This is a genomic window from Staphylococcus ureilyticus, assembly GCF_025558845.1.
Classification (GTDB): domain Bacteria; phylum Bacillota; class Bacilli; order Staphylococcales; family Staphylococcaceae; genus Staphylococcus; species Staphylococcus ureilyticus.
Map to the genome: position 1 here is coordinate 2,473,264 of NZ_CP094825.1, position 23,472 is coordinate 2,496,735.

Below are 23,472 nucleotides of genomic sequence, written 5' to 3' on the forward strand. Positions count from 1 at the left end.
ACATTTTTTTGAATTGAGCTCAATAGTTAATTACTTAAAACACTCGATATCATCACATTTACAAACATGACATTAAAAACTACTTCATTTAACATTTTAGACATTCTAATTTTCTGAAATTTCATTGAATTCATATAACTTTTGTGTTATATTAATGTACGTTTTGCAACAAATAATTTTAAAAATAATAGAGGTATTAAAATGAATAGACTCATACTGATTTCCGGTCTTATGTTATTCTCATTTTTCTTTGGAGCCGGAAATCTAATATTTCCACCTATGTTAGGATATACAGCTCAAGAAAATATGTGGGTTTCAATGATAGGATTTTCAATCACCGGTATTTTATTGCCATATTTAACGGTCATCGTAGTAGCTTATATGAATGGTGGCGTTGAAAGTATTGGTAACAAAGTCCATCCAGTATTCGGTACGATTTTTGCAATCTGTATTTACGCGTCTATTGGTGCATTATACGGGATTCCACGTGCTGCAAATGTCGCTTATGAAATTGGTACAAAAAATGTTTTACCTGTACATAATCAATTAACTTTAATTATATTTTCAGCAGTCTTTTTCTTAGTTGTTTACTTGATTGCACTTTATCCAAATCAAATCATAGATAATTTAGGTAAATACCTAACACCTATTTTAATATGCATTATCGCTATTTTATGTATTTTAGTGATTATCAATCCTGAAGGTTCAATTGGTAAAGCTGATGGCGACTTTGCGCAAACTCCACTTGTGTCAGGTATCTTAGAAGGTTATTTCACAATGGATCTCGTTGCTGCACTCGCTTTTTCAGTAGTAATTGTACAAAGTTTTAAATTAAATGGTGTTAATGAGCCAAAACTATTAGTTAAAAATGTTGTAAAAGCTGGCTTTATTTCGGCTGTACTGTTATTTATCATTTATTTTGCTTTAGCCTATGTTGGCGCAACAACCGATCAGACAGGCTTTAAAGATGGCACAGATATTCTAACTTTTAACTCATTACGTGTGTTTGGTGCTTTAGGAAACTTAATTTTTGGAATCATTGTGATATTAGCTTGTTTAACAACATGTATTGGACTTGTGAATGCTTGTTCAGCATTTGCAATGAAAAAATTACCAAAAATTTCTTATAAATTATTTGTACTTATCTTTTCAATATTAGGTTTTATTGTTTCTACATTAGGATTAGAGCTTATTTTGGAAATTGCTGTACCATTACTTACATTCATTTATCCAACATCTATCGTATTAGTGCTTATTTCATTATTGAGTATATTTATCTCATTTGAAATGAAATATAGCTTTATCATACCAACGATTGCAACATTGATTATTTCTTTATTACAAATATTAAATGACTTTAATTTAATTAAAATACTTAATGTTGTATATGCGCATTTCCCATTAGCGAATATCCAACTAGCATGGTTGATACCATTTATGGTATGTCTGCTAATCGGTATCATTATCGATTTCTTTTATGCTAAATCGCAAACTGAAATGACTTAAGTTAGTGCGTACTGTTAATCAAACGATATGCCAACACATATCTATGCTCATCAATACATCCCTTCAAATTGGGATGTATTTTTTATATGTAAAATAGCAAATTTCTGAAATTATCATAAACTGTTTATACACTCAAATTGGAAATTTAGATTAAATTCACTCGCCTATAAAGTGATATATTTGCATGTAATTGATATAATACGCTTACGCTATATAATAAAATTCACACTTTAAGGATGGAGATATTGTATGACTGAATTTAATGACTTTTTACAGTCACTGGAAAATGACAAACAAACAGCAACGATGGAAGCTATCTTTAATTGGATTTCTAAAACTTTTCCTGAACTCGAAACAACTGTAAAATGGAATCAACCGATGTATACGCATCATGGTACCTTTATAATCGCCTTTAGTAAGTCCAAACAGCATTTCTCAGTAGCACCCGAAGCTAAAGTAATGGCTGAATTTACGGAACAAATTGAAGCAGCTGGATATTCGCAAACCAATAATTTATTTCGTATTAAATGGACTCAAGACGTCAACTATGCATTATTGAAGTCCATTATTCAATTCAATATCGAAGACAAAGCGGATTGTACAACATTTTGGAGAACTTAACTTTAAACATATTGAAACAAAAAGGATGACTGCTACTCAATTTGGTAGCAATCATCCTTTTAATATTTTCATGGCTTATGTATAATCTTCAAAAAATGCGATCACATCTTGCTCTACATCCAAATGACCTTCACCATACGTCATTAAATGTTTACACGTAGGATAACCTTGAATTTCTTTATCCTCATGCTCAATTTGATTATAAATATAATTTGCACTAGCTTCATAAGCTTTTTCATCTTGTTCGCCAAACTTTATAGCAATAGGGACAGAAATTTGATTTAAATGTGCCATCGCATCATCAACAAGTTTTTTAAATTTATCAAAACCAACGGCATAGTTTTCAATTTGATTAATCTGTTGTTGTATTACTTCTTGTGACAAACCTACTAAGTTTCCCATGCGTTCTCCATAAAATTCCAGCCTTTTTGCAAGTCCAGCATCGTCTTTACTAAACGGTGTCGACATCACTGCAACAGAAGCAACCTGCTTTTCTTCCGCCAATTTTAAAGACAAAATACCGCCTAATGAGATGCCGCATACACTTATATTTGAATAACCTTGATCTTGCAAATATTGATATCCTTCTAGCGCATCTTGCCACCAATCCTCTGCGTCATTAGCCATCAATGATTCGAGCAATAAGCCATGCCCTTTATAGGAAGGAGCATAACATGTAAAACCAGCTTTATTTAATTTTGTAGCTAATAATTTGACATCTCTAATCGTACCTGTAAATGAATGTAATAACAATATCGCACGTTCAGAAGATTTATTTTCCAAAAATATCGGATTAGGTTCTTTTACATTTATCATCTATTGTCACTCCAACTTTTAACATCCATACACATTGTAATAGAAAATCGTTTACGTTACAACGCGTTATGATTAATGAAAATCAAGATTGCTCAAACGACTATCTCTCAAAAAAATACAAGCCACTTCCTTAATGGAAGTAGCTTGCTTCTATGAGGAAGTCTGGAAACATGCCTAAGGCATGCTCACAGCGACCCATAGTGTGTGTGCATGCCCTTGGCATGCTTATATAGTGTACAATTTTATGTAAGTTCTTTCAAACATTTATAAATACTGAAACTATTGAAATTCATTTTATCTACATGCAAGTATATAGGATAATTTCTATGTATCTTCTTTATTTTTGTAATATTCAGATAAATGATTGTTAAATAATTATCGATTTTGACGAATATAACTCAGCTTTAATAAAGTATAATATATAATGACGGAATTTAAAGGAAAACGAGGTAATAAATATGGATGATTTAAAAATCAACAAAAGATTAATTATGACACCTGGCCCTGTTAGCGTAGACCCCCGCGTTTCACAATCAATGTCAAACTCTATTTTAGGTCAATTTGACTATGAATTTGTAGACATTATGAATCAAACAATGGAACTAATTCGTAAATCTTTTTTAACAAAAAATCAATGGTCATTTCCTATTGATGGCACAAGTCGTGCTGGCTTAGAAGCTGTGATTTCCAGTATTGTTAAACCTGGTGATGATGTCCTAGTTCCAGTCATCGGACGTTTTGGCTATTTATTCGCTGAACTGGTTACGCGTGCTGGTGGTATCGTTCACAGCATTTTTAAACCAATGGGAGAGGTATTTGAACAATCAGAAATCATTGAAGCTTTAGATCAATATCAACCAAAAATACTTGCTATTGTACACGGTGAAACATCGACTGGTAGATTGCAACCAATTGATCAACTTGGTCGAGCATGTAAAGAAAGAGGGATATTTTCTGTTGTTGATGCTGTGGCTACATACCAAGGTATGGTTATTCCAGTAGATGAGTGGGAATTAGACGCAGTTATTGGTGGAGCTCAAAAATGTTTATCTATTCCTTCAGGTATTACCCCAATTACTTTCAACGATAGATTTAGTGATGCCATCAATGCGCGCAAACGTGTAGAACTTGGCATTCGCTCTACTGAAACCACAGAACCAGATCATTTTATCAGAAGTAATTATTTAGATTTAGCACAATTACAAGATTATTGGAGCCCAAAACGTTTAAATCACCATACTGAAGCAACGACTGCAATATATGCACTTCATACTGGTCTAAGATTAGCACTATCTGAAGGACTGGAAGCACGTGCGCAACGTCATGCCTTTCACCAAGAAGGTTTAAAAGCAGCCTTGAAGGCATTAGGACTCGAAATATACGGCAATGAATCGAACGAAATGAAAATGGTTATATGCGTTAATATTCCTGATGGTATAGATGATATAGCATTCAGAGACAGTTTATTAAAAAATTATGGCATAGAAATTGCAGGATCCTTTGGAGAGTTAAAAGGTAAAATATGGAGAATCGGTATCATGGGTTATGCTATCCAAAAACAGAATATCTTAACATTTTTAGCTGCATTTGCAACTCACCTTCTTGCTCAAGGTCATATCAAAAATCTTGATATAGAAAACGCAATTAAAACACTTATCAATCACTATGATAATAATGCGATATCATAAGATTTCAACACATCATTTGACTATATAAATCAAAAAAGGTACAACTCCAATCCTAAAATGATGCACATCTCAGAAGTTAGATTTTTAGTCCAACTTTAGAAGTGCCCATCAAAAACCATTGGTGTCGTACCTTTTTAATTTTTTCATTATAAATTTAAGTCTTTGCTATTATTCATCTTCTACAACTCTATTTTTAGCTGCAGGATAACCAAAAATAAAAAATAGTAATGACATGAGTAATAATGCAACAATGCCTGATATCCAATTTCCTGTGAAATCATGCAAGTATCCAATTAAAAATGGTCCAATCGCTGCAATTAAGTATCCTACAGATTGACCAAAACCGGATAATGAAATACTACCATCACTCGTCCGTGCACGAATTGAGAAGAATGTCATACATAAACTGAAACATGCTCCCATTGCTAAACCAGCAATAACCATACCAATAACAAGTAACACTAATGATTGTGTAAAGAATAAGCTAAAACCAGTTAAGAATAAAATTGTGATAATAACGACCAATATGCGTTGGTCTTTCAATTTAGATGCTATAATTGGAAATGAAAATGTCATAGGTACTTGAGAAAATTGATTGAGCATTAATAAATAACCTGCTGTGGATGGATCTACCCCTCTATCAACTAATATAGATGGCACCCATGCGACAACGGTATAGAATACCATAGATTGGAAGCCCATCGTCAAAGCAACCATCCAAGCTAATTTAGATTTGACAATATTGACTTTCTTACGATGTTTGATTTGTGTTTGATCAATTGTATGTTGTTCTAATTGCGCACCTTGACGTGCTTTAGGAATCCACAAAATAATCGCGATAATACCTAGAATAATCCAAAATGACAGTGACAACCTAAAACCGAGTGATGTTTGTGATAATGGGAAGCTTAACCCGCCACCTAAGCCTGCTGTAAAGTTCATAGTTCCACTATAAATGCCCGTAGCAATGCCGATTTGCATTGGGAAATACCACTTTACATAGCTAGGTAATACAACGTTACCAAATGCAATTGCTATCCCTAATACTAATGTACCAATAATAAATAAAGTAAAATCACCAGCTACACGTAAATACAATCCAATTATTAGTAATATAGTAGAGTACAGAATTGTACGTGACATTGTGATACGCGACGTTACTCTCGATACTAATGGAGAAACAATCGCAAAAATAATGAGCGGTATAGTAGTTAAGATGCCAGCAACACTGTTATTAATTTCCATTACATGCTTGATCTCATCAACTACAGGCCCTACTGATGTGAGTGGCGCACGTAAGGTAGAAGCAATAAACACAATTGCCAAAATTACGCCCCAATTTTCTTTAATTCTATGTATACGATAGGGTTCAGTCATCTTATACCACCTTTCTTCCAGATCTTTTAATATAATAATACAACGAATCGATCAAATGAAAACCATTTGAACGATTCGCAAGTATTGTTTCTAAAGAACTCATCCATTATTGTTCAACATTTAATAAAATACGTGTACCTGCTTTACCTTCTAATGCTTCAACTGCATCATCTAATGAACAGATAATCGCTTCTTTACCCATTTCAGCAAATTGAATCGCAGCTTCAATCTTAGGTAACATACTTCCTGCAGGGAATTGCCCTTCGGCAACATAAGTTTTGGCTTGTTCAACTGAAATTGTTGCTAATTTCTTTTCGTTCGGTTTACCAAAGTTCACACAAACATTTGATACATCTGTTAACATCATAAATGTGTCTGCTTCAACTTGTTGCGCAAGTTTTAAACCAGAGCGGTCTTTATCGATTACCGCTTCCACACCTTGAATATTCCCGTTTTCATCACGATAAACTGGTATACCACCGCCACCAGATGAAATAACGATCGCTTGGTCAATCAATGCTTTGATTTGATTGACACCGTGAATCACGAGTGGCTCTGGTGAAGGAACAACACGACGGTAACCTCTACCAGCATCTTCTACCATCACAAAACCATGCGTTTTTTCTAGGCGTTTTGCTTCAATTTCGTCAAAAAATACGCCAATTGGTTTTGTTGGATTATCAAATGCCTTATCATCTTTATCCACTTCTACCATTGTTAATAATGTTACCACATCACTTTGAATATTTAATGCATTTAAATGATTTTTCAATGATTCTTCCATCATATAACCAATAAATCCTTGTGATTCAGCGTTACATGCATTGATTGGAAGTGGATCTACAACGTCTTTTGCCGCTTCATTTTGTGCAATAATATTACCGACTTGTGGTCCATTACCATGTGTAATGACAACATTATGTCCAATTTTTTTCAACTCTGCCATTTTTCGTGTAGCAGCAAACACGTTTTTATATTGATTGTCGTATGACGCTTCTTGTTTAGGTTGTAAAATAGCGTTACCGCCTAAAGCAAGTACAACACGCTTACTCATACGTTTCACTCCTTCAAATTAATGCTACAAACATGCCATATACTGTGTCTCTTCCTGATGACGAACCTACTTTAAGCAGTCGATCAATATTTGCCAGTGACGGCTCATGTTGTAACTCTGATATTTTCGAACTAAACAACCCTTGCTGTGCGCATTTTAAAAATGTTTCTCCTACTAGTGTTGTTAATGGTTCATCAAGTAGTTGTTTTAATTTTTCTAAATTTGGTTTTCTAATATAAGGATCAGTAAAATGAATGAACAACATACCAGTTAGAATGTCATCACCAGAGGGCGTAAGCCCTTTTCCTCTACCAATTAAGTAGCGATAATAATGTTCTACGGTTTCAACATCTTCATCTTTAAGCGCATGTATGATTCGACTCATTGTTTGGCGGTCAAAGTCACCTTCTTCATACATCATAAAATCATATGTCGATATATTCTGCTTGAGTTCATCATTATTTACCTTTTCAGCGAAGTCTTTAAATGGCAATGATGGGACATGCCACACAAGTTGGCATGTTTTACTAATATATATCGTGTTAGGACCTATAGAGATTTGTTGGTTTAAAGTAATCTCGTTTAACAAACTTTGTTTCGTTTGTTGATCTATTAATATGCCGAACGGAAACATGCCATTTTCATCGGTACCTATAAATATCAGTTCTTGCGCATCATTGACAATATTGAATCCTTTGTTAAATATACTATGCACATAAAAGGTTTGATGATTTGCCAATATTTCCTGGGCAATATTGCCTATAGCTGTTGCGTGGAAAATCACGCTTTAAAACCTAATTTCTCAGCATATGCAGTAATTGCTTTTTCGAAACATTCAATCGGTGGGTGAACGGTACCTGCACCGATTTGACCATAACCTGCAATTTTATGAGCAATACCTGTATTAATAACTGGCGTAATACCAGTTTCAACGACTTTACGTGCATCAATACCTAAGCAAGCACCTTTGAAGTTCCATGTAGGGATGGCAAAGTTTGGATTCTCACCGATACAAATTTCAGTCATTTCATTACTGATATCTAATGCGTCATCAAAGCCCCCAGTACCAACGAATCTAGTTACAGCTGGTGCAGCGATCATTGCCATACCACCAACACCAATCGTTTCAGTAATCGCTGAGTCACCAATATCAGTATTAGCATCTTCAGCAGAGTAACCTGTGAAAAATAGCCCATGTGGCGTATTGACTGGTGCAGTAAACCATTCATCGCCCATACCAGCGATACGAATACCAAAGTTTTCACCGTTACGACACATCGCTGTTACAACTGTACCGTGCTCAATTGTACGTGCTGCATCCATCATAGCTTTACCTGTAGCCATCGCTATGTTCAAGAAGAATTGGTCTGTATCAGCTAAGAATTGTAATACCTCAGTACGTTTTTCTGCTTCAACATCATCTAATGATGAGATGATAGGCGTAACTTCTTTTAAGAAAGCTAATGAAGCTGCAATGTTACGTTGGTGGAATTCATCACCCATTGCAATTGCTTTAGCGATTAATACGTTCACATTTAAACCATCGTTCATTTTGTGTAATGCCTTACTTAATACCGGTCCTAAAACATCTTTCATCCAGTGAAGACGATTGACTACTGTATCATTATAAGCACCGAAACGTAATACTGCGCCGATACCTTCGTTCATTTGGCAATATGCTTCGTTACCTGTTTCTCTGTTTTCCACAACAAGTACAGGCATATTAGCTGATGTAATACCACCCATTGGACCTACTGCATTGACGTGGTGACAAGGGATGAAAGTGATTTGACCTTCTTCTAACAATTTACGTGCTTCTTGTTCATTGTCTGCCCATCCTTCAAAAAGAATTGCACCGACACAAGAACCTTGCATAGGATCAGTCATATTTTCATATTTAATTGGTGGGCCAGCATGTAATAATACGTTTTCTTTGAGTTCAGGAATTTTAGATTTAGCTGGCACGACATCCACTAAAAATGGTGCTGCTGCAATCATCTTATCAATGACTGCTTGGTTAGCTTCATCTATTGTTTTATATGCCATTTTATACCGTCTCTCCTTCATAATTGTTTAAGAATTGCAGTACTTTCATTAATTTTTCGTCTCCTCCTGCAATTGGACGCCAGTTGAATTGAACGACTGGTGCATCATTTGCTTGGATTGCTTCAGTAAAGCTCTTCAATCCAATGTTAATCACGCTTGGTTTCATATTTATTAAATTCATCACTTTTTCATCTACAGTTAAATCTACGGGTTCTGAATCAAATGATTTCGTTGATAATTTTGGTTGTGCTACTTTACTGCCAACTAAGTTAAGCGCAGTACGAACCATTTGGTCGTTTGTTTCACAAACAATCGCACCAGCTTCTTTTAAAGTTTTAACTTGATTATCATACCCTTGATGATCATGTTGCGTACCAACAACTGTAGCAAGCACTGCTAATGAACGACCATTAGCTTTAACTTTGTCTAAAATCGTTTTGATTGTCGGTGCAAGTTCGCTAGCCATATCATCATGACTACCATAACCAATAACATTATCTAACATAATTACAGCAGTTGATGGATCATCAGATGATGTTTCTAACATTTCAATGCGTTTCGATGGATCGATCATTGGATGTGGTCTACCTTGTGTATAAATGTCATCGCCTAAGTCGATAATTTCATGGTTTCCACCTTTATATGAGAATCCTTCTGGTGTTACTTCACCTGAAGCGTCGCCTAAAGTATCCTTCACTAACATTGCTGCTTCTGAAGCTAAAGTACCGCCTGAATAATATCCTTTGATGCCGTCTTGATTGTCAGCAAATTTAATACCAAGATTTTCTTTAAATGTTGGGTTAAATTGCGGCGTTTCATCATTAGATAGTTGGACAGATACGCGTGCCGCTTCTTCTAAAGTATATGCATGATAGATATTTTCTTCTGTGTAAGTTGGTTTAGAACCTAAGAATAAGGTAACCACAGGTTTTTCAATATTACGTAGAAGATTTAATACTTTTTCTTCGACTTCTTTAGCTGGTGGTTTAGATATAACAGTAATGACTTTAACTTTAGGATCGGCATTTAATGCTTTTATACTATCTAACATCGTAATCGCACCAACCTCAGTTGATAAGTCACGACCGCCAGTACCGATTGCATTTGTCACACCTTTGCCTTCACGGTCAATGATAGTAGTCACTTCTTGGATACCTGTACCAGAAGCACCGATAACGCCAATGTCACCTTCGTTCACTGTGTTAGTAAATGCAAGTGGTAGGCTATGGATTATCCCTGTACCACAGTCAGGCCCCATCACTAATAATCCTTTTTCATGCGCCATTTGTTTTAAGCGCACTTCGTCAGCTTTTGCAACGTTATCACTAAACATAAATACATTTAAATTGTTTTTCAAAGCAGTTTCAGCTTCCATCGCTGCATATTGACCAGGAATTGAAATTAATGCCAAGTTTGGATTGTTTGCTAATTCTAAAGCACGGTTCCAGTTTGAAGCTTCGTCTTGCTTTTTAGACTTGTCATCCTCTTCACCTTTACCTTTGAGTTCTGCATCAACTTGTTCATTAACTTCATCAACTTTAGATTCATCATCAGTATCTACGATAACAACGATGTCATTAGGTTTCGCATTATCTAATGCTTCAGTGTCAAATCCTGATGATTTGAAAATATCCTTATTGGCAGGCGTGCCCATCATAATTGAAACTTGGTTCACACCATCAATAGCAGACAATTTATTCGATAACAACATTAATACAATCGAATCTTGGTACGTGTTTTCTTTAATTATTGTGTATAACATACTATTCCTCCGTTATTATTCTGCAAATCTATTTTTTCCATGATAACGATCAAAGTGTACATCCTCTGACACTAAGTAATCGTAAATTTCATCAACTATTTCAATGCCTTTTTCATCGTATTTTTCACTACGTAAGCGTCCACGTTCACCTGGATAGAATATTTCTCCATATCCTTCAGCAGCTGGTTGCGCTTTTAGTTCATCTAACATCGTTGAAATACGTGATTTAAATTGATCTAAGTCAGTAAAAAATGCAGGGTTAATGACGATGTGTAATTGTCCTAGGTCACGACCTTTAGTTAAGTCTTTGTACATAGATGAAACATGAACACCATGTGGCACACCTAACAGGCTTCCAGACAAGATATCTACCATCATCATCAAACCGTAACCTTTTGGACCTGCCACTGGAACTAGTGCATGAACATCTCTTGCATTTGTTGTTGGCTCGCCGTTAGCATCTACTGCCCAAGTATCTGGAATAGATTGATGTTTGGCTCTAGCATCGAGCACTTTGCCCCATGCTTGTACTGTTGTCGCCATATCAAATGTAATAATTCTCTCATCATTAGACGGCGCACTAAATGCAATTGGATTTGTACCAAAATAAGGTTCTGTACCACCAAACGGTACGACCATTGGATCAGATTGACACATACTTAAACCAACCATGTTTGCTTTAGATGCCATTTCCACAAAGTAACCTAAGGCACCACTATGAGAGATATGTTTCACACCAACAACTGCGACACCATTTTCTTTTGCCATTGCAATTGCTTTTTCCATCGCTTGTTTCGCAGCTTGATGTCCAGGGCCATTATCCCCTTCAAAAACACCTGTCGAAGGACCTGTTTGCTCAAATTGATACTCAGGGTTAGCAGTAATACCTCCCTTAGCAATACGTTCCGCATAATATTCCACTCTGACTGCACCATGAGAATGAATACCTCTATGGTCTGCAAAAGTCAAAACATCAGCGACATCCTTTGCAGCATCTTCATTTAATCCTGCTTTAACTAGTTTATTTTTCATTAAATCAAATAAATCATTTTTAGAAACACGCATATTACAACCTCCTTATTACTATTATTGTGTTATATTTCATTAAAATTTGTGTTTTCAAGCAGTAAAAAAAGAAGTTACTAAAGACGCACCATGCTAAATGTCATAAGTCACCATTTATTACATTAAATTATCTCGTTCACTTCTTTTTATTACTTCCTAATATATGTCATCAGATATTAAATAATCATAAATTTCTTGCGGAACTGGAATACCTCGCTCTGCATATTGTTTTTTAACTTCTTCTTGAATCTCACCTGGATAATACACTTGATCAAAACCTTTAGCAGGTTTAACGTCATGCAACTCATCTACCATGTCAGAAACCTGTGTTAAAAACTGTGTTTCATCACCAAAATATGCTGGATTAATTACGATATGAAATTGTCCTAATCTACGATATTGACTTAAATCTTCATACATTGAAGTGACATGCTTACCAAACGGTAAACCTAACAAGCTACCTGCTAATATGTCTACCATCATCATCAAACCGTAACCTTTTGGTCCGGCAACAGGTAATAACGCAGCTACTTCAAAAGGATCTGCAGTAGGTTCACCATGTTTGTCCACTGCCCATGTATCAGGTATTGATTTGTTTTTTGAGCGTGCATCTAATATTTTCCCCCACGCTTGTACCGTTGTTGCCATATCAAACAATATAGGATCACCACTTTTTCGTGGTGACGCAAAAGCGATTGGATTCGTACCAAAATAAGATTCTGTACCACCAAATGGTACGACCATTGGGTCAGATTGGCATACGGTTAATGCAACCATACCTTGTTTTGCAGCTTGTTCTGCAAAATAGCCAATGGCACCACTATGCCCCATCTCTTGAATACCTACCATGCCGATACCACTGGATTTTGCTAAATTGATCGCTTCTTCCATCGCTTGATATGCAACATAATGGCCAACAGCATTATCGCCGAAGTATGTGCCTGCTGAAGGACCCGTCTTCGTAAATTTCAAATCTGGTTCCAAATTAAAACCTTTTTTAGCAATTCGTTCTGCATAATACTGCATTCGAACTGAGCCATGTGAATGAATGCCTCGTTCGTCAGCAAATATCATCAGATCTGCTGTTTTTTCAGCTTGCGCGTCAGGTAAACCTGCATGTGTTAATTTCTTTTTAAATAATTGGCGTAGTTTACCACGTTCGACGTATATTAATGCTCCCTCTTCCATGACTAACAACCTTCCTTAAATTTCTATATCTCTATTTGCATCCTTGGAATAGATGTAAGCGAATGGTTCGTCTAAACCAACAGCATAAGTTGCTTGTGGTGCATAAGCACCCATAAAGATATAATCACCTTTATCAACTGGTTGCCATTCGTTGTCTAAGTTGTACATACCACGTCCACTTAATACATAAGCCCCATGTTCTTGAACGTGTGTTTCAATATAACCGTGTGAAGCACCTGGTTTAAATGACAAGATGTGAATATTCATATCATATGCTAATTCTTTTGGTAGCAAATCAAGAATTTTAACTTCTTCCATGCCTTCATATGGCTCTTGAACCATATCATTAACGTTTCCAGTTACAACTTCTGGCGTATAACCTTCTAAAGGTTGATAACGTTTTTTATATAAGAATACTCGGCTGTCATTATTTTGATTGCTATTTTCAAATGTCATTACTTGATGAGATGGTACATATAAATAACCACCTGCACTCAATTCATATTTTTTATCATCCGCATACGCGTTGATGTTTCCGTATTCAACATAGATGAATGTTTGAACACCATTTCCACCAAATCCTTGTCTATTTCCACCTTGATTTTTCAATGTTACGAGGTAGTCTACGAAACGCGCACCAAGTCTTGGTGAACCTAAAATCGTTACGTCACAATCTTCAAAACCAGGTACAACATTATTTACTAAACCATCTGGTGTGATGACTGCATAGTTATCTTTTTTAATTACTGAACGTGTTTCTAATAAACCTTCTCTATATCCTTGATTATGATTAATATAACCCATAAATAAAATGCTCCTTTTCTTTATCTGTATTTAAAATCTTTTTTGCTTTTCTCTATAAAAAGTTTGTTGAACCATGTTTATTTATATAGCTCAATGATGTTGTTCTAGGTGTCTATGACTAAGTATTATTCTTTATAAGCAAGTTTATATAATACTTGTTTTAACACTTCGATACCTTTAACTAAATCTTCTACATTTGTCTCTTCTTCAACGTTGTGACTCACACCATTAATAGATGGTACAAACAACATTGATGTCGGCACATATTTAGCAAAAATTTGAGAATCGTGACCTGCACCAGAAGGCATTAATTTCCACTTTGATTCACCCACGACTGTTTCAGCAGCATTTTGAACTTCTTTAACCAAGCGTTCATCCATCAAAGTCGGTGCTTCATCCATCCATAAATCGATGTCGCATTGCACGCCTTCTTCTTCAGATACACGTTTAATACATGCATCAATTTCTTCTGCAAATTGGTTTAACTCATCTTGATTAATATGACGACAATCAATAGAGAACGTAACTTCTCCTGGAACCACATTAACTGTATTCGGCACTGGGTCTACACGACCAAATGTAATGACTAATGGATCACCTATTTCTCGCGCACGATCTGTTAATTGATTAGCAATTTTGCTGAAAGCTACAACTGCGTCATTTCTCAAGCCCATCGGTGTCGTACCTGCATGGTTTGCTTCACCTTTTAAGTTAATCGTATAGCGTTTTTGACCAACGATGCCGTTAACGACACCAATTGATTTATTTTCCGTCTCTAATACTTTACCTTGTTCAATATGCACTTCGATAAATGATTTTATGTAACTATAATCATTATCTGCTGTTCGATAATCAAAGCCACATTCACGCATCGCTTCTTTAAAAGCAACACCTTCACCATCAGCAATTGAATCTACATCAGCTTTATCAGCTAAGTTGAAGAAGTTTTTACTTCCCCAGAAAGCAAATGGGAAACGACTACCTTCCTCTTCCGCTAAAGCTAAAATTTCTAATGAACGTAATGGTTGGCCATATTCGGCTTTAAGTGACTGCATCGCAACAACAGCAGCTAACACACCAAATTGACCATCTAAATGGCCACCTTCAACAACTGTGTCAATGTGAGAACCGGACATAATTGTTTCTTCAGGGTATTTACTACCTTCAATACGTCCTTTTAAGTTGCCGATGCTATCGAATTCTGTTTCAAATCCATCTTTTTCTAGTGTTTCTTTCAATGCTTGTACAGCATTTGACCATTCTTTAGAATAAAGTAGACGCGTGATGCCTCCACCAGTCAAACCGCCAAACGCAGTGAATTTTTTGTCTAGAGCCTCAAAAGAAGATCGGATGTCCATGTAATTCAACTCCTTTTTCATTTCATATACAATTATAAGCGTTTACATATGACTTATCATTCACAATTCTAACAATAATGTTCTTTACTTTTATTCGATTTATACAAATACGTCGTGTTTTTTATTTGAGATAATATATTTAGCAAAATATATCTAATAGGAGGCTAGGTCAATTTGACTCAACAAAAAGCTACTTGTCTATCAAAGGATGGTTTTCCATTACCTTATTCCATCATAGCAGCTAAAAACCAAAGCCCTAAAGGCGTCATTATGTACTTTCATGGTGGCGGACTCATTTTTGGACAACCAAACGATTTACCGCAAGCGTATATAGATATTTTATCCGAATCCTATCACTTAATAATGGTTTCCTATCGACTTGCCCCAGAAAGTCATATTGATACGATTATTGAAGATGCACTGAGTAACTACGATCATTTAAAATCACTTTATCCTTCGTTACCACTGATTACCTTCGGACGTTCAGCCGGTGCATTTTTAGCTATGCTTGTCGCACGTCATCGTAAAGTTGATAGTATCATTGATTTCTATGGTTACTCGCGTGTACATGTGCCTGCCTTTTTGAAGCCAAATAAACAATATCAAGCGCTATCCACACAAATTACACCGAAAATATTAAATCAATTGATTCAATCTAAACCATTAACATCTGCGCCGTTGCAAACAAGATATCCAATTTACTTATATGTTCGTGGTCAAGCACGTTGGATGTCCTATTTAGGGATTCAATCATCTACACAAAGTACTTATAATATCACACCACAAGAAATGAAAAACTTCCCTCCTATGTTCATTGTACACTGTACAAGAGATCCTGATGTACCTTATAGTGAAAGTGAATATATAGCTAGATTAATTGAAACGAGTCACTTTGAACGTTTAGACCTAGACAGCCATGATTTTGATCGTGAAGTTAACTCAACGAGTAAAGCAGTATATGAACGAGTTATTCAATTTTTGAATCAAATTAAACTGAATATCGAAGGGGATAAATGATGAACTTACAAAATGTAATAGAAAATTTTCAAACATTTAATAATTTTGCTCGCAACCCCAAAAACGGGGGGATTAACCGCATTGCTTTTAGTCATCCAGAACGTGTCGCAGCCTTAAAATTTTCAATGTTATGTCAAAAGGCAGGTTTAGATGTTTACTTTGATTTCTTTGGTAATGTTATTGCACGTAGAGAAGGAAAGCATCCTTCTTTAAAACCAATTGTACTAGGCTCACATATCGATACTGTAAAGGATGGCGGCCAATATGACGGTCTATTAGGTGTGCTTGGTGCACTGGAAGTAGTCGAACATTTAAACGCGCATCATATAGAAACGGATCATCCAATTATAATTATTGCATTTGCTTGCGAAGAATCTACACGTTTCAACGAAGCAACTTTAGGAAGTAAATACCTTACTGGTAAAATGACAAAAGATGATATGAAATTTATCAAAGATAACGATGGCAACGTACTTTACGATATTGTTGCACCTTTAGCGCAAGATATGAACGGTAAAGCAGCATTATTTGAAAGAAACAAAATCAAAGCATTTTTAGAATTACATATTGAACAAGGTCCAATTCTTGAAAATAATCAAAAAGATATTGGCATCGTCACACACATTGCTGCACCACACCGCTTCAAGTTACAAATAGCTGGTATTACTAGCCACTCAGGATCAACACCTATGCCGATGCGTACAGACGCATTGACTACTGCTGCTGAAGTCATTTTAAAAATCGAAGCCTTAGGTCAGGCTTATCATGATAAGGGGATAGTAACGACTGTGGGGTATGCCAACGTTTATCCTAATACAATGAATGCAATTCCTGGTGAAGTCACACTACTCATCGATATTCGAGGAAAAGATGAAGATATTCGAGAAAAAGTTGTCGAAGAGATGAAAACGCACATCGAAACCATTACCACAAAACGTCAAGCAGATTATGAATTAGAAGATTTAGGTCAGGATCAACCTCGACAATTTAATCAAGCGATTGCTAAGATTTCTGAAGACGGTTGTAAGGCACTAGCATATCAATATCGCTATATGTATAGTGGTGCTGGTCATGATGCGATGAATTTCGCACCCATTTGTCCTACAAGTATGATTTTTATTCCATGTAAAAATGGCATTAGTCATTCGCCAAAAGAGTCTGTAACTGATAGCCAAATCGAAAAAGGTATTAATGTGATGATTGCAACAACGATCGAATTAGCAAAAGTTGACACAGTATTGGAAACTTAATGCACATTAGTCTTTTGACCTATTAATTGCTATATAATCTACAATCTTTCAGCATAATCACACCAATCATGATCATGCATCATTTCATAAACGCATGGTTCTTGAAACCAACGTCCGTTGATATGTGTTTCACCATCTAACACAAGCAAACGTGTTATGATTATTTATAATAAGTGGAAATTTAATTCGTGTTATACCATAATAAATAGAAAAATCGTTAATAATATCAAAGAGATACTGCTTAAAACACATCAAGGTAAAGGTTGATTTATAATGACAAAAATATGTTTTATTAGACATGGAGAAACAGATTGGAATATTGCTGGTAAATTACAGGGCAGAACAGACATCCCATTGAATGAATCAGGCATAAAACAAGCGCAAGCTTGTGGCGCTTTCTTACTTCAAAATGAATGGGACCTCATGATTACGAGCCCATTACTAAGAGCTAAAGAAACTGGACAAATTATTCAACAAAAGTTAAACATACCGCTTTATGAAAAGGAATCATTTATTGAAGTTGCATTTGGAGATGCAGAAGGCCTTACTTATTACGAACGAGATGCGCGTTTTCCGAATCGTGAATATCCAAACAAAGAAACTGAAGCAATGGTTACCGAACGTTTTTTAAAGGGGCTTGAGACTGTACATCAAGATCACACAAATAAAAATATTTTAATTATCTCTCATGGCGCCTTTATTAATGCTATATTCTATTATTTTTCTAATGGAGCAATCGGCACTGGTATTACTAGACTTGCTAATGGTAGTTTCAGTACATTAGAAATTAACGACAATGACACGCACATCCTAGACTATAATACGACACATCATTTACCAGCTCAGAGCCCAAAATCATAAATACCATCAACAATTAAAAGTACCATAACACTCATTCATGATGCATCGTACTAAAAGTTAAAGCCAATATTTCCTTTTAGTAATGACAAGTATGAGGTTTGGTACTTTTTATATTAATAAGGTTTATTTATAATTTTTAAAGAAATCTGTAGTTAACGATTTCACTTTTGGCGATAACATTATCACTGCGATAACGTTTGGAATCAATACGGCTGCAAGTGCTAAATCAAGCAAGTCCCACAATTGTTGTGCAGCACCTAACGCACCTACGATCATCGAAAGCACATATATTGTTTTCATCACCCAACCTGCCGTAAGTCCAAATAAAAATTCTGCCATTCTCGATCCATAAAAAATAACTACTACAACGGTTGAAAATACGAAGAACATCATCGAAATAGATACCATCATACTTCCAAATTGACCAAAAGTATTTTCAAATGCTCTGGCAGTTAACGCTGCAGACTGCGCTTTCGCATCACTCGCTTTCCAAACACCTGAAACTAAGACAACAAAACCAGTAGTACTACAAATGATTAACGTGTCTACCACAATTTCACTAATACCCCAGAATGCTTGTCGAACTGGGTGGTCCGTTTTTGCAGCTGCATGCGCAATTGACGATGTACCAAGACCAGCTTCATTAGAATAAATCCCTCTCGCAAAGCCCCAACGAATTGTAGTAGCTAATGCTGCACCAAATGTACCTCCTACAGCTGCCGTAGGATTAAATGCCTGTTCTATCACTAACCAAATAACATTAGGGACATGACTAATATTCATTAAAATGATTAAAAAACCAAAAAAACAGTAAAGTCCAACCATGATTGGTACAATTTTTTCAGCAAACGAAGCAATACGTTTCACACCGCCAAAAACGACGAGTGCAGCAAGAACTGCTAATATAACACCAGAAACCGCCATAGGCACATTAAATGTATCCTTCATCGTGCTCGCCGCAGAATGACCTTGAACCATAATACTTGGAACAATTTCAATCATCAGTGCAAAGGCAAATATCAACGAAAAAATTGTGCCTAACTTCTTGTTTTTAAAGCCTTTTTTCATGTAATAAGTCGGACCGCCCACAAACTCACCTTTTTTATTTTTCTCACGATAGTGGACACCTAAGACATTCTCACTAAATTTTAAAGCCATGCCTAAAAAAGCGATAACCATCATCCAAAATACCGCACCAGGCCCACCCATCATTATCGCAGTAGGTACACCCACAATATTAGCTGCACCTACAGTTGAAGATAAGGCGGAAGTTAAAGCCTGACGTGGTGTAATTGTTCCTTCCCCTCTAGGTTTTTTATTAACACTCCCAAATGTTTGTTTGAGCATATAGAAAAAATGCCTAAATTGAATAAAATTTAAATAGACTGTCAAAAATACACTTGCAAACAAAAGCAGGAGTACAAGTGGATAACCCCATAACCAATCCGAAAAAGAAATTAATTTTTCCAAATATTACAACCCCTTTGCTTTAAAGCATCTCACCATATGTTGTGATCAAAGTAATATGACTTTAAACTCCAATCACTTTAAAAGCGATATATGTAGATACTTAAAAATGTATTATGTAATATTATTCCCTAGAGTTGTTCACTCAAACCGAGTTCAGAGCTTGTGAAAACAAAAAATAGTCCCGTTAATAAATGGATCAGTTTTTGTTTCTTTACAGTATTAACAAATTTTAAATCTTCAGCTCTACCCTAAATATCAATGGTCTGCTACATTTACTTCTATTTCTTTGAATCACTTGTCTCACTGATTTGATTGATATATTGTAATCATTTTGAGTGATGTTGGCAGTGGTTTATACCTACTCTTGTGGTAAGCACACTAGCGAAAGACTACAGCTAAGGCAATGGCCCTAGAAAGCGCGCATAAAAAAACTGCCAACAAAGTCAGAGACTTTGTCGACAGTATGGACCAATCCATTTAGTAAACGGATTAATCCTTGTTGAACTTGATTTTAATATTCCAACATCCTTAGCTTCAAGCTTTTCAAGAAACTTTTAGATAAAACGTCCAATACGTTTGTCTGAAATACCTGCTTCATCACTATAAATTTCTTGTCCTCTTAAAATTGTACGTGTGACTTGAGCACCAATTTCACGACCGATATATGGACTCATTTTGTTACGATAAGCTAAATCTTCAGCTTGTAATGTATAAGGTGCGTCTGGTTTAATAAATACGAAGTCAGCATCTTTACCGATTGCAATACTACCTTTTGTGTCTAAACCAAAGCGTTTTGCTGGTGCTGTCGCAATAATGTCAGCAAATTTTGTTAATGGCATTTGACGTTTTTGAACACCTTCGTCGAATAAAATGTCTACGTTGTTTTGTAATCCAGCAATACCACCCCATGCTTCAAATGCATTGTCAGTATCTTTTAAGTCTGGCGTACAAGGTGAATGGTCAGATGTTACAAAACTAATATCACCGTTTAATACGCGGTTCCACATTCCCTCTAAACGAGATTGCTCACGGATTGGTGGAGAACATTTAACAACTGGTCCAATGTCATCTAATTCTTCTTTATAGAAGTACAAGTAGTGTGTACATGTCTCACAAGTAATGTCTACACCTTCTTGCTGTGCTTTGATGACTTCATCAACGCCTTCTTCACAAGCAACGTGTACAATGTGCACACGACAGCCCGTTTCCTTAGCAAATAAAATAATTTTACGAATTGGTTCAACTTCTGTAAATACAGGACGACTATCCACGTAAGCACTTAATGTCGTTTCACCATTTTCTTTTGCGATCTCACCTAATCGATCAGTGATTGCCGCATTTTCAGAATGAATTGATAAAATTTTGCCAGTCTTAGCAATTTGCTTCATACCTTCATATAATGAATAATCATCAACATTTTCAAAGTCACCCTCAATAGAACGGTCACCACATGTTGCTAAGAAAGCTTTATAAGCCACAACACCTGCTTCATCTAATTCTTGAATACCACCGTTTAAGTTATATGGTACTAAACCACCATAACTTGCAACATCCACTGATAATTCATCTTTTCCAGCATCAAATTTTGCTTGGATAGACGCTTTGTCAGTTGTAGCTGGAACTTGGTTTAATGGCATTTCCACAAATGAAGTCACGCCACCTTTAGCAGCAGCATTTGTCCCTGTAACATATCCTTCCCAACCATCACGATAGCCACCGCCTGGCTCAGTTATATGCACATGCGCATCCACCATACCAGGTGAAACAATTTGATTTTGTGCGTCAATAACTTGTTCAGCTTCTCCCAATGCTTGACCAATAGCGACAATTTTACCGTCTTTAACACCGACTTCAACTTGTTGCTCTCCGTCTTCTAAAATGACTAAACCATTCTTAATAATCAAATCATACTTCATTATAATCTGCTCCTCCTTTTTTTCTTCTTTCTGCATGGAATACATAATGTAAAATTAAGTAAACACCACCGGCAATGACAAAGCCTATAAACCAAGAAAAGTCTGATATCACTGTAAATGCTGGTAAAAATCCTAATAGTGAAATGATGACACCAGCAACCGTTCCGACGTATGCAGAAATATTAATACGTGGTATTTTGTGCTCTTTTTCTTTCAAATCAAAATACAACTTATCTATATCAATGTGACATTTAGACACAATATAGAAATGAACAATCATAACACCTGCTACCGGACCAAGAATAGCACCTATCGCGTTTAGGAATAAGAAAATACTATCTTCCTCTTCCATCATCTTCCACGGCATAATGACTATACTCAATACCGAGGCAATAATTACGCCACGACGATAGTTAATCCATTTTGGTAAAAGTGCAGTGAGTTGATATGCTGCTGGGATGATATTACTCGTCGCATTTGTTGAAATCGTCGTCATCAATAGCACACCAGTAGATATCAGAATCGCCCAGAAGTTGCTCCATTCATTAATAATTGTTAGGATATTCCATTCTTGATGTCCAAGATAAATCGAGCCACCAATAATGATGAACACACTAGCAATCGCGAATAAAATGTGGGCAACTACAATACCTGAAATTTGACCAACCACTTGTGTTTTAGTAGATTTTGCATTTTGCGTAAAATCAGAAACACTTGCACCAGGTCCTGCCCACACACCTAATAGCGAGTTGATAATTAAAATAAAGGATAAAATCGCTGGGTAAATGATACCACTAGATTTTGTAGAAATTTCATAATCTAAAATATTTCCAACGCCACCAGCAGCCATAACGCCCCAGATAGCCATACCACCAAAGACAATATAAATAAGTGGATTTAATATAGCTGTGAATTTATTTAAAATATCTCCACCACCAAATCCAATTGCAAAACTAATAGCCCAAAATATTAAAAATGCAATGAGACCTGGAACAGAAATACCAAGTATCGATATGCCTTGTCCAATATCCGCAAAACCAGGGAATATTTTATTTAATAGTATTAATAGTGCTTGTGACCCCGCAAACGTTTGTAGACCAAACCAAGCGATACCTGCGACAACGCCACGTAGGATACCGGGTAACTTCGCGCCTACATCACCATATGTATGACGTAAATGCATAGCAAATGGAATACCGTATTTAGAACCAGCATAACCATTACTAACTAATAATAAAGCGATTACAAAAGAACTTAATATTAATGCAAATATGACTTGTAATGGCGATAGTCCTAATAATAAGAATCCCCCAACTGCAGTATAGTTAGGTATATTATGGACAGCACCCATCCATAGTGTGAAAAAGTTAAATGCGGAGTTATTTCTTTGTGTCGGTGTCTTAGGCATTATATCTTTATTATAACCGCGCTTCTCGAAAACCGCTTGTGATAATGCCGCATTGTTCTCCTGTCTTCCCATTCTATTTTTATCTCCTTTACTTTAACAAGCTAATAACTAGTTGTATAATCTTCAGTTATAAGTGTAGTACGAGTGTAAGCGTTTTTCTTTGTTATTAATGACATTTCTAAACAATAAAATTATAGGAATCGAACAAAATAAGTGTATAATTAATGATATACATTAAATTTTTTGAACATTTTGAACAATCGTT

The 23,472-nt window shown here is 35.8% G+C and carries 19 protein-coding genes; 6 read left to right on the forward strand and 13 right to left on the reverse strand.

The genetic code is table 11. From position 1 onward, the window contains the following. Window positions 1-201 precede the first annotated feature (201 nt). Together brnQ and MUA21_RS12105 are read left to right on the forward strand one after the other, a co-directional pair. Complete coding sequence (gene brnQ / locus MUA21_RS12100) at window positions 202-1,506, forward strand: branched-chain amino acid transport system II carrier protein (RefSeq protein WP_262561384.1); 1,305 nt, start codon at window positions 202-204, stop codon at window positions 1,504-1,506. 249 nt (window positions 1,507-1,755) lie between these two features. Then, the gene (locus MUA21_RS12105; RefSeq protein ID WP_262561385.1) at window positions 1,756-2,127 is read left to right on the forward strand and encodes an iron chaperone; all 372 of its coding nucleotides are present in this window, start codon (window positions 1,756-1,758) and stop codon (window positions 2,125-2,127) included. Window positions 2,128-2,202: 75 nt separating this feature from the next. Here the strand turns inward: MUA21_RS12105 and MUA21_RS12110 are convergent, their stop codons facing one another. Next, window positions 2,203-2,943, reverse strand: a complete 741-nt coding sequence (locus tag MUA21_RS12110; protein WP_262561386.1) for an alpha/beta hydrolase — start codon at window positions 2,941-2,943, stop codon at window positions 2,203-2,205. A gap of 458 nt (window positions 2,944-3,401) precedes the next feature. On the opposite strand from MUA21_RS12110, the gene MUA21_RS12115 reads away from it, so the two are divergent. After that, window positions 3,402-4,631 (forward strand): pyridoxal-phosphate-dependent aminotransferase family protein, encoded by a 1,230-nt coding sequence (locus MUA21_RS12115; RefSeq protein ID WP_262561387.1) that lies wholly within the window; start codon window positions 3,402-3,404, stop codon window positions 4,629-4,631. A 168-nt stretch (window positions 4,632-4,799) separates the two neighbouring features. On the opposite strand, the gene MUA21_RS12120 is transcribed toward MUA21_RS12115, so the two are convergent. The 9 genes from MUA21_RS12120 to allC all read right to left on the reverse strand — a co-directional run bounded on the left by MUA21_RS12120 (window position 4,800) and on the right by allC (window position 15,285). Continuing rightward, window positions 4,800-6,008 carry a CynX/NimT family MFS transporter gene (locus MUA21_RS12120; RefSeq protein WP_262561388.1) on the reverse strand — a complete coding sequence of 403 codons (1,209 nt, stop codon included), beginning with the start codon at window positions 6,006-6,008 and terminating at the stop codon, window positions 4,800-4,802. A gap of 106 nt (window positions 6,009-6,114) precedes the next feature. Continuing rightward, window positions 6,115-7,062, reverse strand: a complete 948-nt coding sequence (arcC, locus tag MUA21_RS12125; RefSeq protein ID WP_262561389.1) for a carbamate kinase — start codon at window positions 7,060-7,062, stop codon at window positions 6,115-6,117. A 13-nt stretch (window positions 7,063-7,075) separates the two neighbouring features. Further along, on the reverse strand, window positions 7,076-7,846 hold the full coding sequence (locus MUA21_RS12130) for an oxamate carbamoyltransferase subunit AllH family protein (RefSeq protein WP_262561390.1): 771 nt from the start codon (window positions 7,844-7,846) through the stop codon (window positions 7,076-7,078). Continuing rightward, entirely contained in the window at window positions 7,843-9,108 is a 1,266-nt protein-coding gene (locus MUA21_RS12135; RefSeq protein ID WP_262561391.1) for a YlbE family protein, read from the reverse strand. The genes MUA21_RS12130 and MUA21_RS12135 overlap by 4 nt, the downstream gene beginning before the upstream one ends. A 1-nt stretch (window position 9,109) precedes the next feature. Continuing rightward, window positions 9,110-10,870, reverse strand: coding sequence for an acyl-CoA synthetase FdrA (locus tag MUA21_RS12140; protein ID WP_262561392.1), 1,761 nt, complete (start codon window positions 10,868-10,870; stop codon window positions 9,110-9,112). Between the two features lie 15 nt (window positions 10,871-10,885). After that, a complete protein-coding gene (gene allD / locus MUA21_RS12145) occupies window positions 10,886-11,935 on the reverse strand; it encodes an ureidoglycolate dehydrogenase (RefSeq protein WP_046207018.1) in 1,050 nt (349 codons plus the stop codon). A 156-nt stretch (window positions 11,936-12,091) separates the two neighbouring features. Further along, window positions 12,092-13,123 (reverse strand): ureidoglycolate dehydrogenase, encoded by a 1,032-nt coding sequence (gene allD, locus MUA21_RS12150; protein ID WP_262561393.1) that lies wholly within the window; start codon window positions 13,121-13,123, stop codon window positions 12,092-12,094. A 15-nt stretch (window positions 13,124-13,138) separates the two neighbouring features. Then, entirely contained in the window at window positions 13,139-13,927 is a 789-nt protein-coding gene (gene allE / locus MUA21_RS12155; RefSeq protein ID WP_046207020.1) for a (S)-ureidoglycine aminohydrolase, read from the reverse strand. A gap of 125 nt (window positions 13,928-14,052) precedes the next feature. Then, window positions 14,053-15,285, reverse strand: a complete 1,233-nt coding sequence (gene allC, locus MUA21_RS12160) for an allantoate deiminase (protein ID WP_046207021.1) — start codon at window positions 15,283-15,285, stop codon at window positions 14,053-14,055. A 174-nt stretch (window positions 15,286-15,459) separates the two neighbouring features. On the opposite strand from allC, the gene MUA21_RS12165 reads away from it, so the two are divergent. The 3 genes from MUA21_RS12165 (at window position 15,460) to MUA21_RS12175 (ending at window position 18,413) form a co-directional block, all read left to right on the forward strand. After that, window positions 15,460-16,302, forward strand: a complete 843-nt coding sequence (locus MUA21_RS12165; RefSeq protein WP_262561395.1) for an alpha/beta hydrolase — start codon at window positions 15,460-15,462, stop codon at window positions 16,300-16,302. Then, on the forward strand, window positions 16,302-17,552 hold the full coding sequence (locus tag MUA21_RS12170) for a M20 family metallo-hydrolase (RefSeq protein ID WP_070038335.1): 1,251 nt from the start codon (window positions 16,302-16,304) through the stop codon (window positions 17,550-17,552). The genes MUA21_RS12165 and MUA21_RS12170 overlap by 1 nt, the downstream gene beginning before the upstream one ends. A 273-nt stretch (window positions 17,553-17,825) precedes the next feature. Beyond that, entirely contained in the window at window positions 17,826-18,413 is a 588-nt protein-coding gene (locus MUA21_RS12175) for a histidine phosphatase family protein (RefSeq protein ID WP_262561398.1), read from the forward strand. A 123-nt stretch (window positions 18,414-18,536) separates the two neighbouring features. Here MUA21_RS12175 and MUA21_RS12180 read toward each other — a convergent pair whose 3' ends face one another. From MUA21_RS12180 to allW, 3 genes are all read right to left on the reverse strand, one after another. Beyond that, complete coding sequence (locus MUA21_RS12180; RefSeq protein WP_107526051.1) at window positions 18,537-19,883, reverse strand: alanine/glycine:cation symporter family protein; 1,347 nt, start codon at window positions 19,881-19,883, stop codon at window positions 18,537-18,539. 554 nt (window positions 19,884-20,437) lie between these two features. Then, window positions 20,438-21,799 carry an allantoinase AllB gene (gene allB / locus MUA21_RS12185; RefSeq protein ID WP_046207026.1) on the reverse strand — a complete coding sequence of 454 codons (1,362 nt, stop codon included), beginning with the start codon at window positions 21,797-21,799 and terminating at the stop codon, window positions 20,438-20,440. Further along, the gene (allW, locus tag MUA21_RS12190) at window positions 21,789-23,279 is read right to left on the reverse strand and encodes an allantoin permease (RefSeq protein ID WP_046207027.1); all 1,491 of its coding nucleotides are present in this window, start codon (window positions 23,277-23,279) and stop codon (window positions 21,789-21,791) included. Before allW ends, allB begins: the two co-directional genes overlap by 11 nt. Window positions 23,280-23,472: the final 193 nt, after the last annotated feature.